We start from the raw sequence: 13,360 nt of genomic DNA, 5'->3' as shown, positions 1-13,360 counted from the left end.
TAAGATTAAATTTTGTGGTAGGTATTGTTTTTTTACCACAGTGTTCACAAAGATTTCACAAGGGGGCACACTGAAGTGCATTGAAATTTAAAGGCAAAATCTGCCGGCAATTGAAATAACTTAAAAACAGAATATATGAAACTGAACAATGTTTTGGAAGCCATCGGGAATACTCCCACGGTAAGAATCAATAAACTTTTCGATAAGAACGTAGAAGTATGGATGAAACTCGAAAAACAGAATCCAGGTGGCAGCATTAAGGACAGAATTGCCCTCTCGATGATTGAAAAAGCTGAACGGGAAGGCAAAATCAACAAAGACACACTGATTGTAGAGCCTACTTCGGGCAATACGGGCGTAGGATTGGCGATGGTTTGTGCCGTGAAAGGCTACAAACTCGTGCTGGTGATGCCAGAAAGCATGAGTGTGGAGCGCCGCAAACTGATGTCGGCGTACGGCGCACAGTTTGTGCTTACCCAAAAAGAATTGGGAACGTCGGGTGCCGTAAAAAAAGCGCAAGAAATGGCAGAGGAACTCGACAATGTCTGGATTCCGCAGCAGTTTGAAAACGAAGCAAATCCCGATATTCACCAAAAAACTACCGCCCAGGAAATCCTTGCCGATTTTCCCGAAGGTTTCGATTACCTCATCACCGGCGTGGGAACAGGCGGACATATCACCGGTGTTACCCGAGTGTTGAAGCATAAATTCCCCAACCTGAAAAGCTTTGCCGTAGAACCACATGACTCACCTGTAATTTCAGGTGGAAAGCCGGGACCACACCCGCTGCAGGGCATTGGTGCCGGATTTATTCCCGGAGTTTTAAATACCGGTCTTCTGGACGGCTCTATTCAGGTGGAAAAAGAAGAAGCCTATGAATTCAGCAGAAGACTCGCACGTGAGGAAGGAATACTTGCAGGAATCTCCACCGGGGCATCGCTCGCCGCCATCAACAGAAAACTTTCGGAAATTCCCGACGGTTCGAAAATCCTCACCTTCAATTATGATACCGGAGAACGTTACTGGTCTACAGAAGGGCTTTTCGGAGAAAATGTTTTCGAATCTTAACGGACGCTAAATTTCCCGCAGATTCCTGATTTTTTTCAATATGATCATATTCAAAAGTTTAAATCAGTGAGATCTGCTCAATCTGCGAGAAAGAAAATTTCCCATAGTAAAATTAAAATCCTGCGGCATTGCAGGATTTTTTTATGAATATATTTTTTGGCATTTGGGGCAAACGTAAGTCTTGCGTTTTACTTTTCCCATCTCATCAATAATGAGCTCTGTTTTGTCTTTCGGACAGGACTTTTTTCCATAGATCAGCGTTTTTTCTTTTACCTGATCTGTTTTCAGCAGATCGAGAAATTCGTAGGCGTAATTCACCACCGTTTCGATCAGGTATACCAATTTTTTCTCAGGGATGTTTTTCACGGGACTGTCGGGATGAATTTTCGCACGGTAAAGCGCTTCAATCCTGATGATGTTACCAACGCCGGTAAACAGCTCCTGGTCCAGCAGCGCATCACCGATCATCTGGTCGGCATAATGTTGCTGAAGTGTGCTCAGGACGAACTCTCCGTCGAACTCCTCTTTTAAAATATCGGTTTTAAAATTAAAATAATCGGTTGGTTTTCCCTCGTACAATTTGGGATGGGCGACATAAAAATTAATTTCCGAATGAGGAAAATGAAGCGAAAAGCTGGCATTCACCTTTTTTCTTTTATTCACAAGCATGCTTCCGAAAAGCCCAAGATGCACACCAACAAAGAAATCCTTAAACACGAAAAGCAGATTTTTCCCGTAGGCATCAATGTCAAAAATTTTAATGTGGTCGATGGCAGATTTATCCATTTCGCTGTAGCCGGAAGCTTCAGAAACGGTTTTTCCTTTGAAACGCTGGAGTCTGTTTTTTAAATGTAAGATGGAAGGTCCTTCTGGCATGTTATTTCTGTTGGTTTAAAAACTGCCGGGTGGCGACAGACTGGTTATAGATTTTCTGACGGATTTTCTGCATTCGTCCTACCGGCTGCAATTCTTCCGGGTTTTCAAAAGGATTGAATGAGAGGTTTTCGTAACTGATGGTTTCGTAATCTGAAATATTCTGTTTCGGTAATCTAATTTCCCCTACCGTAATGAACTCCGAATGTTTTTCCTTCCAATCTTTCAGCAGATTATTTACCGGCGTTTTCTTTTCATCAACCGCCAGCTGAACCTGAAAATCGAGTAAAAGTTCATTATTCAGAAAATAGTTCCTTAGGGTTTTTGCCTGGTCAATGTCTTCGCCTTTCTGAACTTTCTTATTTTGTGACGGTTTGAGACGGATTTTCACCATTCGTTCTCCGAGCCGGAAACAGCCAACAGAATGAAAATCGTACGAGGAAATCCACTGTTTTTCAATATCCAGCACCTTCATGACGTTGTTGAGGATGGGCAGGATTTCTTTATCAAAAAAGAGACTCAGCCCGGCTCTGATAAGTCCCGGAATCTTTAAAAATGAAAGAGAAAACGGCGTTCCCCGCGAAATTATAAACCGGTTGGCTTTGATGTGAAGTTTTAAAAACTTCGAAACCGAATTTGTCACAAAAACCGGAAGATTTACCAAAGGAAATTTGGCGCTTACGGGAATGTTTTTATTGTAGATTTTAACGGCACATCCATACAGCGGATATTCGCCGCTGCCTTCTGAAACAAAGGCATTCGGATGCGAATAACGGATAATGACGCCTAAATTGTGGCCCTTTAAAAATTCAGAAAAATCAGCCGCCTCATTGACGACGGGAATAAAATCTCCGCGCACAAAACCAAAAGATTTGGCATGAGCATTACGGGTAGAAATTCTCTTTTCATTGAGTTTATGGGAAACCGAGACGGCTTTTTCGATGAGTTCAACATCCTCATTCAGGAGCTTTTCTTCTTCGGCGGTAAGGTGATCATATTTTGGCGAATAGGTAAGGCACATCTTGATAGATTTTTCTATACAGAGGAACATCAAATATGAAACCACGAATTTACACCGAAAGGCTCAGCAGGAACTGATAAGCTTTTTCTGCCCCGGAAATACAGTCCTGATGCCTTTCAACCGTGATCTCCTGATCTAAAACCTGTTTAAAATTCTTCCAGTAAGAACCAGTATTTTCGCCATAACACCGAAAATAACTGAAAGACAAATCTTGAAAATCCGGATGCTTTGAAAGCTGTTTTGCGATGACATTTCCACCTAAAGTGGAACCTTCCATCACGTATAAAATCCCGAACGCTTCGGCTTCATTTTTTATTTCCACAGGCGTAAGGGTTGCTGATTCTTCAATATTCAGCACATCCATATCCTTTTTAATCGAAGCCAGTTTTCTTCTTTTTTCAAGATCGAGTTGCTGTGCATTCTTAGGAGTTACCGCAGAAAAAACCGCATCTTCAAACTGCAGAAGGAAAAGGTAATTGTAGCGGATGAGATTTCTGTAATCAACGACTGAAAAACGACCGTCGAAAATCCTTTGGGAATTGAAATGTGCCTCCACACGGTCGTGCAGGATTTTGGTATTTGCTTTTAAAATTTCAGAAATCATTAAGGTTTTTTAAAGGTCAAAATAAAGGTCGTTCCTTCATTTTCTTTACTTTCATAGGTAATATTCCCGCCCAGACGTTTCATAATTCGATATGCAATGGAAAGACCTACGCCATTCCCTTCAAAGGATTTGGCATTGTCCATCCGGTTGAAGATCTTGAACATATGGGCCTGTGCTGATTCGGGAATTCCGATTCCGTTATCTTTTACTGTGTAAATTACATAGTCGCCTTCCACTTTCCCATTGATTTCCACTTTTGGATTCTCACTTTTGGAAGAATATTTCACGGCATTGCCAATGATGTTCAGGAATACCTGGGTAAGCATGGTTTCGTCTCCCATTACATTAGGCAGGTCGCCCACGATAATTTCGGCATTTTGGTTAAGTGTTAGCTTCATATCGCAAGAGACTTTATTGACAATAGCGGTTGCAGACAGCTCCTGAACTGTGATTTCGGATGATTTAGCACGGCTAAGGCTCAGTACGTCACGCATCATGTTTTCCATACCCAGGATTTCCTTTAAAATACTGGCGATTCTTTTGCGGACTTCAGGATTATCGTGATGGGATTTCTCGAGGAGCTGGGCATTGAGTTTAATCACGGTTAAAGGCGTGCCCAAATCATGGGAAATGGTGTATGAAAAACTGTCGAGTTCCTCATTAAGATTGCGGAGTTCTTCATTTAATTCCTGCACCCTTCTGAACTGGGTGTAGGTTGTTTCCAGAATGGTTGCCACCACTTTTTTAGCGGCGAAAATATCTTTGTTTTTCCAGGGCTGTGCTTTTCCTTTGATTTCTTCGATATAGGTTTCAAAAGATTTCCGCGGGGAAATTACAATCAGTTCCTCACCGTCAACGATTCTGGCTTCGGTTTTTTTCGCCGGATTGCCTGCCCACAGGATCTGCCCGTCGATTTCTTTGCGGAACCAGATGAGCAGCTCATTCCGCTTGTCGTCGGTAAACCCGAACATCACGCCTGCTGCATTCTCTATCCTACCCAGATTTCCCTGCTGGGAATTACTGAAATGATTGGTGGCGTAAAAATTCTTCAGGGGATTTTCTCTTGCGTACTGTACTATTTTGAGGATGTTTTCATCGGAAGGTACCTGCCCTGAAGTTCTGATATGATGACCTACAATAATCGCCAGCCCATCGGCTTCCGGATATTCCTGCATTTCCGCAACGTTACTGAAGAGGGAATTCTCAAGGTTATCATAAGCCATGAGTTTTGCCTTCAGGGCTACAATTTTACGGTCGAGCTCTATACTGTCGGCAAGCAGCTGTTTCGATTTATAGGAGGTGTAGGCGTTTGCCGCGATTACGGTAAAAACTTCGGCACGGATGCGGTTGACCAAATCGATATGTTTGGGTTCAATATTCTGGCAGGTCACCATTCCCCACAGTTTATTATTGACGACAATGGAAGTACTGAAACTGGAGGCTACACCGGTATTTTTAAGGTACTGCCCATGAACCGGCGACATTGCCCTCACGGAGGAATAGGTTAAATCCACCGCCGCATCTGTACTGCTGATGATGGGAACCGGTTCGGAGTACACATTGCTGAAAATACGTTTGCGCTTTTTAAGATACAGTGCCCTTGCCTGTCTTGGGATATCATTTTCAGGATAATGCAGGTGGAGGAAACTTTCGACCTTGCTTTTTACTTTTTCGGCAATTACTTTGCCGCTGCCGTCTTCCAGAAAACGGTACAGCATGATTCTGTCGTATTCTACCGCTTCGTATACCGAATTGAGCAACTCATTCCAGATATCTTTGGAATCGGTTGCATTATGAATATTTTCGTATTTTTTGGTGACAAAGTTTTTTTGATTAAAGTGTTCAATAATCTGCTCGAACTCCAAAAATACATTTTCTAAATACCTGTAAATGGTTAAGTGAAAAAGTTTTCCTTTAATTTCTATTCTGTCGAGAAAAACATCTGTTTCTCTCATGGTTTTAAAATCAAGGTTGGTAACAACAACCGAATCCAGCAAAGCGCGGAAGGCCTGGGGATTGTCACTTATTTTTTTACCAAAAGAGCCTTTATCCATAGGAAAAAGCTCTGAAATATTCTGTGAGAAAAATTTCACTGTTTGCGAATCAGCATCCAGCCCGATAAGGTATCCAAAATCCTGGATATGACCCGAAATATGTATTTTTTCCTCGTGGCAATCCACAAAATTCATAGGCAGAAATAATGAAAGTAATAAACAAATATACTACTTTTATTTAACATAATAATTTACTTTTCTTCTTCGAAATAAAGTCGGTAATATTTGCCTTTTTCATCCTGGCCCGTCTCAATCATCTTGCGGTCGCCGTGAACATAGATATGAAAGTTCTTATCGAGCTTTATGACGCTTTTGAAGCCCCGGCTCTGTTTTTTAACGGCCGCTTCGCTAATCGCAAAATCTTCCGAGATGGAAACCTGCATTTCCTGTTCGTAATCGGATTTGAAATTTCCGAAACTTTCAATCACATTGGGATCTTCCAGCACTTCTCTGGTAAATTCATCGTAATCGAAAGTCTCCTTTTCCTTGAAAAAAGTGATCGATTTATTCAGAAAATCTGCCTGATCGGCTTTGGTGGTTTCAAATTCCTGAGGCAGCTGTTTGGTGATGTATTCTTTATACACCGTAAGGGTTTCCTGGGTCTGGAAATATTCATCATCGCGCTGTTTTACTTTCAAGAAATCCTCGAACCAGTAGTACATATCACCATTTTTGTTGTTATCTACCACCGAAACGGCATAGCCTGTTTCTTTACTGCTGTTGTAGATCAGCGCGCCTTTATCGAGTTTGGAAAGCCCGATGCCGTAATCTTTTTCAATTTCAAAAGCTTCATTCTGAGGGAAAATTTTCAGGAAAGGATTTTTATTTTCGGTTTTGAAAATCCCGATTGAATCAATTTTGTTTCCGTCGGCATTTTCTTCGCCTTCAAAATAAACGATGAAGAGTTCGCCACTCTGCACACGCGGATTTTCGGCCACTTCGTAAAGATGCTGCGCAATATTTTCAGCTTCGTAAACAAATTTGTCTCTGTCGTCGAAAATTTCAGAAACCGAGCTGTACACCGGATTATTGACCAGATAGGTATCGCTATAGAAACTAAATTGTTCTTCGGATTTAAAGGCTTTCAGAAAGAAATCTTCCAGCAGCTCCTTCATTTCATCTTCAAGCTGAAGCTCCTCCTGCGAAAGAATTAGTGATTCCTGATTGATTCTGTTTCCTACTTTATGAACGATAATTTTTGAGAGCATTTTTAAGTTTTAAATGAGATTGCAAAGATAATTTTAAAGACTGCGGCTGCAAACTTTTTACGGTTTTGTGTGAGGCTTTTTTAAACAGTAGCAATCATTTTCCTCACCATTTCATTTGACTGACCATAACTCACGATTTGTACGTCCAAATCTGTGTTTTTAAACTTCTGAACTGATTTTTTGATGGCATCCAGAATCCATTCGGTCTTGTTTCCGAAAACACCCCCGCCTACGAGTGTAAGCAAAAGCCTGTTAGAACCACCGTTCTCTAAATTGATTAGTGCGGCATAAAAGGTGGCTTCATAAGTGGCTTCTAAAATAATTTTTGCGAAGCTTTCCCACTGCTGTTCCGGGAATCCGGATACATATCCGATGGGAAGCGCAGAACAGTATACCTGACTGACAATCTGATCCTTATTGGCTGTAGTTACTTCGGCATTCCACTGTATTCCCACTTTCAGTTTACCTTTTAGGATTTCTCTTTCATCCTCATCCATTGCGGTAATGTGGGCATTAATTCTTTCCAAACCCTGCGCGGTGGGATAACAGTAACCGTTTCTCATGCTCCATAGCCTGAATTTTTCGTTGTTGAAAAAATCTTCAAACAGGGAAAGGCAATTAATCTGGTGGTATTCCGTCTGGCCAACCTGTCCGTTCAGCGGCACAAAATAATTTCTGTACACTGTTCCAGCGCCACAGGCAATGGCGCATGCAGGGCCCTGGGTGGCATCATTTTCGTAAATACCAACGCCCTTTTCGGGAGTAACAGTGGGATGAACCATTTCCAAAAGGTTAAACTGAGATGCAGCCTGAAAAACCGCTCCGTTATTTTCAGGAGCACAATGCAACATGCCGACATTTCCAACTGTTTCCGACAGGGAAATTTTTCCTTTAAAATCTCGGAGATTGATTTTACGCTGTAAATCCCTGAGAGAAGGAAGCTCCAGTGTGCCAAAGCGGTAAGATTTTCCGTTCGCTTTAGAGATCAGCTTCTCCCCTTCAATTTCAATATGCGTCCGTACATTTTCAGGAGAAACCTCCTCAAAGCCCATCAGTTTTTCAAACCAGGTCATTCTTTAAATTTTTATAAAAATAATGAATAATTTTTGACGTTTGCTATTTGAATCAGGTTCATCATGCAATAATGGACATAAAATCCCCGAATCTATGACCCGGGGATTATTATTATCATCAAAGGATTGCTTGGCCGCCTTTGGTGGCTCGCCATAACGTATTTTGTTATTTGTGATTATTTAACTTCTTCGAAGTCTGCATCCTGAACATCATCTGCACCAGAATTAGCTCCGGCATTTCCCTGAGAAGGATCTGCACCTGGCTGCCCTTGCTGGCCTGCTGCGTACATTTCTTCGGAAGCGGCCATCCAAGCAGCGTCTAGAGCTTCAGTTTTGGTTTTTACAGAATCTAAATCTTTAGCTTCGAAAGCGGTTTTCAATTCAGCAACTGCAGTTTCGATGGCTGTTTTCTTGTCCGCAGACAATTTATCGCCAAATTCTTTCAATTGTTTTTCGGTTTGGAAAATCAATCCGTCAGCTTTATTGAATACTTCAACTTCTTCTTTTTTCTTAGCATCTGCTGCAGAGTTTTCTTCTGCTTCACGCTTCATTCTTTGGATTTCATCGTCAGAAAGTCCTGAACTTGCCTGAATTTTAATAGACTGCTCTTTTCCTGTTCCTTTATCTTTAGCTGAAACAGAAAGAATTCCGTTCGCATCGATATCGAAAGTCACCTCGATTTGTGGAACTCCTCTTGGCGCTGGTGGAATATCTGTTAAATCAAATCTTCCGATTTCTTTGTTATCGTTGAACATTGGTCTTTCTCCCTGTCCTACTCTGATGCTTACAGCCGGCTGATTGTCAGACGCGGTAGAGAATACTTCAGATTTTTTAGTTGGGATGGTAGTGTTGGCTTCAATTAGTTTAGTGAAAACAGAACCCATGGTTTCAATACCCAAAGAAAGTGGAGTAACGTCTAATAAAAGAACATCTTTCACATCTCCAGTTAAAACTCCACCTTGGATTGCTGCACCAATTGCTACAACCTCATCCGGGTTTACTCCTTTTGAAGGTTTTTTACCGAAGAATTTCTCAACTTCCTCTTGGATAATCGGGATTCTTGTAGAACCTCCTACCAAGATTACCTCATCGATATCTGAAATGGTAAGACCTGCATCGGCCAAAGCTTTTTTGCAAGGCTCCATTGATCTTCTAACCAAATCTGCTGACAATTGCTCGAACTTCGCTTTTGTTAAGGTTTTCACCAAGTGTTTTGGTCCTGTAGCGGTAGCAGTAATATACGGAAGGTTGATTTCTGTTTGGGTTGAAGATGACAACTCGATTTTTGCTTTTTCCGCAGCTTCCTTCAACCTCTGCAACGCAATTGCGTCAGATTTTAAATCTACCCCTTCTTCAGCTTTAAATTCATCTGCCATCCAGTTGATGATTACATCATCAAAATCATCACCACCAAGATGGGTATCTCCATTGGTTGATAATACTTCGAAAACTCCGTCACCAAGATCAAGGATAGAAACGTCGAAAGTACCACCACCTAAATCGTAAACTGCGATTTTTTGGTCTTTATGATTTTTATCTAAACCATAAGCTAAAGCTGCAGCGGTAGGCTCATTGATAATTCTTTCAACGGTTAAACCAGCGATTTCACCAGCTTCTTTAGTAGCCTGTCTTTGCGCATCGTTAAAGTATGCAGGAACGGTGATAACCGCTCTGGTTACTTCCTGTCCCAAATAATCTTCCGCAGTTTTCTTCATTTTCTGAAGAATCATTGCAGAAATTTCTTGTGGGGTATATTCTCTGTCGTCGATTTTTACTTTTACAGTATCATTTGGTCCGCTTACCACTTGGTAAGGAACTCTAGAAACTTCTTTAGCATCATCTTTAAAGTGGGTACCGATAAATCTTTTGATCGAATATACGGTTTTGGTAGGGTTGGTTACTGCTTGTCTTTTTGCAGGATCTCCTACTTTTCTTTCACCATCTTCGGTGAAGGCAACAATTGAAGGCGTGGTTCTTTTACCTTCAGCATTAGGAATTACAACAGGGTCTTTACCCTCCATAACAGCAACACAAGAGTTGGTTGTTCCTAAATCGATTCCAATTATTTTACTCATAGTATGTATATTTTTGTTTTTAAATTTTATTTGCAGTGGTTTTCTCCAATTTTGTACCAAGGAAAAAAGTGTGACAAATTGACATTTATTTCATAAAAATTGGTAGTCATCAGCTGACAATTAAAGCAGCAAAGCTCAGCGGTTAATATAACAGTTAATCTCATCTGGATTTATGATTACTGTGATAAAGCTATGGTGATTCGGATCATAAAAAAACTCCTCACAAGGATGATAACTGTAAGGAGTTTTTTTACGGAAAAGTAAAATTTGAAAGGACTTATTTCTTCAAAGTCAAAATATACTCAACCATTTTCTTTGCATTTTCTTTGCTCATCCCTGCGTGCGGGGTCATAGGAATTTCACCCCAGTTCCCTTTTCCGCCTTCGATGATCTTGGTGGCCAACATCTCCATATCCGCATCAGTATATTTATCTGCAATCTCCTGGTAAGACGGTCCCACCAATCGGGCATCAGTTTTATGGCAGGTAAGGCAATCCATTCCTTCGATAAGCGCCAGGCCTTCATGTTTTCCGGCAGCTGCAGAGTCTACCACCTTCAGTGTGGGTTCTTCCAGCATTACATTACTTTCTTTCGCGGAATCAATCGGCTTTTTACTGCAGGAAGCAGCCATAACAAGTACACAAATCACTACATATTTCTTCATATTGCTAAATTTTTAACAAAATTATTTTTTATTCTTTAAACATCTCCTACAAATTTGACGATAAAAGTCATATAAACCGTATGACTTGGATCATACTCGCATGAGGGCAAATGTTTCTACTTTTGAGTAAACAAAAAACAATTAAATTATGTACACACTTAAAACAATGGCACTTTCAGTGCTCACTTTGGCACTTTTCTCCTGCGGAGGGGATAAAAAAACAGATTCAATTCCTACAGCAACCACCACCGAAACTACAGCTACTACTACAGAAGCTCCTGCTGCATCCGGAACCAATGAGTACGATCCTAAAAGAGGTTTAGGACCACACGAAAACGTAGATGTAAGCAAATTTGACCCTGCAATGGCGGCTGCCGGCAAAAAAATCGCTGAGGTGAAGTGTACTTCATGTCACAAACCAACAGAAGAAAAATTGGTAGGACCAGGCTGGAAAGGCGTTACCCAAAGACAAACTCCTGAATGGATCATGAACTTTATCAGCAACCCGGATCCAATGATCGATGTAGACCCTGAATTACAGAAACAACTTGAGCTTTGTTTGGTGAGAATGCCAAATCAGGGACTTGCTGATAACGAGGCAAGAGAACTCCTGGAATATATGCGCGAGATTGACGGTGCAAAATAATTTCTGAGAAGAAAAATTTTAATCAAATATATATGAAAAGTCTTAAATTATTGGGGCTCTCTGCCATTGTTGCCATAACAGCGCTGACAGGTTGCAAACCAAAAGGTACTGAGACCGCCGTAAGTGGCGACGCTGCACAAAAAGTTTACGTTGCTCCCGGCAAGTACGATGAGTTTTACAACTTCGTGAGCGGTGGTTTCAACGGGCAGGTAAACGTATATGGCTTGCCAAGCGGAAGATTGTTAAAGGTACTTCCTGTTTTTTCTGTAAATCCTGAAAACGGATACGGATACAGTGAAGAAACCAAACCAATGCTCGAAACTTCTCACGGTTTTATTCCATGGGATGACCAGCACCACCTTTCCCTTTCACAGACTAATGCGGAAGTGGACGGAAGATGGCTTTTTGCTAACGCAAACAATACTCCGCGCGTGGCAAGAATTGATTTAAAAACATTCAAAACTGTTGAAATTCTGGAGTTGCCAAACTCTGCAGGGAATCACTCTTCACCATTCCTTACGGAAAATACAGAGTATGTAGTTGCAGGAACCCGTTTTGCAGTTCCTACAGATGATGCCAACGGCGACGTTCCGATTGATTCATTCAAAGAAAACTTCAAAGGAGTACTTTCATTTATCGGAATCGATCAGCAAACCGGCGGTATGGATCTTTCTTTCCAGATTGAAGCTCCAGGGATCAACTTTGACCTTTCACATGCCGGTAAGAAAAAATCGGGCGACTGGTTCTTCTTCTCCTGCTACAACTCAGAGAAAGCAAATACTTTACTTGAGGTAAATGCTTCGCAGAACGACAAAGACTTCATTATGGCAGTGAACTGGAAAAAAGCTGCTGAACTGGTGAAAGCCGGAAAAGGAAGAAAAGTAACCACAGAATATGCGCACAATAAATGGGATGAGAGTACCCACAGCGCAACTTCTACTATGAAAAAAGAAGTGGTTGTACTTTCTGTTGAAGATATGAAAGATGCCATGTTTATGATTCCTTGCCCTAAATCTCCACACGGATGTGATGTTGACCCAACTGGTGAATACATTATTGGTTCCGGTAAATTAGCTGCACTTATTCCAGTATTCAGTTTCGACAAAATGATTAAAGCGATTGCTGACAAAAATTTTGCAGGAGAATACGATGGCGTACAGGTGATTAAATATGAAGCTGCTTTACACGGTGAAGTTCAGAAACCAGGCTTAGGCCCACTCCACACAGAGTTCGACGGAAAAGGAAATGCCTACACTTCGATGTTCGTTTCTTCTGAAGTTGTGAAATGGAATATAAAAGACCTTAAGGTTCTTGACAGACAACCAACTTTCTACTCTGTAGGACACTTAATGATCCCAGGCGGTGATTCCGGGAAACCTTTCGGGAAATACCTTGTAGCGTACAACAAAATTACCAAAGACCGTTATTTACCTACAGGTCCGGAACTGGCACAGTCTGCACAGCTCTACGACATCAGTGGCGATAAAATGAAACTGCTGCTGGATTATCCAACATTTGGTGAACCGCACTACGCACAGGCATTACCGGGCGACATGCTTTCTAAAAATCAGGTGAAATTCTTTAAAATTGCCGATAATAAGCACCCTTATGTAACCAAAGGAGAAGCGGAAAGTAAAGTCGTAAGAGAAGGAAATAAAGTACATGTTTACATGACCTCTATCCGCTCTCACTTTGCTCCGGATAATATTGAAGGCATCAGGGTTGGGGATGAAGTTTACTTCCATGTAACCAATCTTGAGCAGGACTGGGATGTACCTCACGGTTTCGCCATCAAAGGAAACGAGAATGCCGAACTGCTGATTATGCCGGGAGAAACCTGCACCCTGAAATGGGTTCCGAAAAAACCGGGCATGTACCCAATGTATTGTACCGACTTCTGTAGTGCACTGCACCAGGAAATGCAGGGATATGTAAGAGTATCACCCGCCGGAAGCAACACGCCGCTTATCTATTCACTGAATAATAAGAAGGATAATGCCCAGGGGCCTGTAAAAGAAGGGGAAACAAAATAAATTCAGAAATAAGGGGCAGATATTTCTGCCCTTTTTTAATT

At 41.4% G+C, this 13,360-nt stretch carries 11 protein-coding genes; 3 read left to right on the top strand and 8 right to left on the bottom strand.

Going from position 1 to position 13,360, the window contains the following annotated elements; translation table 11 throughout:
- Positions 1 to 135: 135 nt before the first annotated feature.
- Positions 136 to 1,068: a cysteine synthase A gene (cysK, locus tag CDW55_RS11080; protein ID WP_088469830.1), complete on the top strand. Its 933-nt coding sequence runs from the start codon at positions 136 to 138 to the stop codon at positions 1,066 to 1,068.
- Positions 1,069 to 1,209: 141 nt separating this feature from the next.
- On the opposite strand, the gene CDW55_RS11075 is transcribed toward cysK, so the two are convergent.
- The 8 genes from CDW55_RS11075 to CDW55_RS11040 form a co-directional block, all read right to left on the bottom strand.
- Entirely contained in the window at positions 1,210 to 1,944 is a 735-nt protein-coding gene (locus CDW55_RS11075) for a DNA-formamidopyrimidine glycosylase family protein (protein ID WP_088469829.1), read from the bottom strand.
- A 1-nt stretch (position 1,945) separates the two neighbouring features.
- Positions 1,946 to 2,962 (bottom strand): hypothetical protein, encoded by a 1,017-nt coding sequence (locus tag CDW55_RS11070; protein ID WP_088469828.1) that lies wholly within the window; start codon positions 2,960 to 2,962, stop codon positions 1,946 to 1,948.
- A gap of 49 nt (positions 2,963 to 3,011) precedes the next feature.
- The gene (locus CDW55_RS11065; RefSeq protein ID WP_088469827.1) at positions 3,012 to 3,566 is read right to left on the bottom strand and encodes a biliverdin-producing heme oxygenase; all 555 of its coding nucleotides are present in this window, start codon (positions 3,564 to 3,566) and stop codon (positions 3,012 to 3,014) included.
- Positions 3,566 to 5,755, bottom strand: coding sequence for an ATP-binding protein (locus CDW55_RS11060; RefSeq protein ID WP_088469826.1), 2,190 nt, complete (start codon positions 5,753 to 5,755; stop codon positions 3,566 to 3,568). The genes CDW55_RS11065 and CDW55_RS11060 overlap by 1 nt, the downstream gene beginning before the upstream one ends.
- A 56-nt stretch (positions 5,756 to 5,811) precedes the next feature.
- Positions 5,812 to 6,828 (bottom strand): nucleoid-associated protein, encoded by a 1,017-nt coding sequence (locus CDW55_RS11055; protein ID WP_088469825.1) that lies wholly within the window; start codon positions 6,826 to 6,828, stop codon positions 5,812 to 5,814.
- A gap of 80 nt (positions 6,829 to 6,908) precedes the next feature.
- Positions 6,909 to 7,901, bottom strand: a complete 993-nt coding sequence (locus tag CDW55_RS11050) for a hypothetical protein (protein ID WP_088469824.1) — start codon at positions 7,899 to 7,901, stop codon at positions 6,909 to 6,911.
- A 176-nt stretch (positions 7,902 to 8,077) separates the two neighbouring features.
- Positions 8,078 to 9,976, bottom strand: coding sequence for a molecular chaperone DnaK (dnaK, locus tag CDW55_RS11045; protein ID WP_088469823.1), 1,899 nt, complete (start codon positions 9,974 to 9,976; stop codon positions 8,078 to 8,080).
- A 277-nt stretch (positions 9,977 to 10,253) separates the two neighbouring features.
- Positions 10,254 to 10,640, bottom strand: a complete 387-nt coding sequence (locus CDW55_RS11040; protein WP_088469822.1) for a c-type cytochrome — start codon at positions 10,638 to 10,640, stop codon at positions 10,254 to 10,256.
- Positions 10,641 to 10,788: 148 nt separating this feature from the next.
- On the opposite strand from CDW55_RS11040, the gene CDW55_RS11035 reads away from it, so the two are divergent.
- Together CDW55_RS11035 and nosZ are read left to right on the top strand one after the other, a co-directional pair.
- Positions 10,789 to 11,286, top strand: coding sequence for a c-type cytochrome (locus CDW55_RS11035; protein WP_088469821.1), 498 nt, complete (start codon positions 10,789 to 10,791; stop codon positions 11,284 to 11,286).
- Positions 11,287 to 11,318: 32 nt separating this feature from the next.
- The gene (gene nosZ, locus CDW55_RS11030) at positions 11,319 to 13,319 is read left to right on the top strand and encodes a Sec-dependent nitrous-oxide reductase (RefSeq protein ID WP_088469820.1); all 2,001 of its coding nucleotides are present in this window, start codon (positions 11,319 to 11,321) and stop codon (positions 13,317 to 13,319) included.
- Positions 13,320 to 13,360 lie beyond the last annotated feature (41 nt).

The sequence above is a fragment of the Chryseobacterium sp. VAUSW3 genome, assembly GCF_002205795.1.
GTDB lineage: Bacteria > Bacteroidota > Bacteroidia > Flavobacteriales > Weeksellaceae > Kaistella > Kaistella yananensis.
The sequence above is the reverse complement of the archived record's forward strand: the minus strand, read 5'-3'. Positions and strand labels throughout refer to the sequence as shown.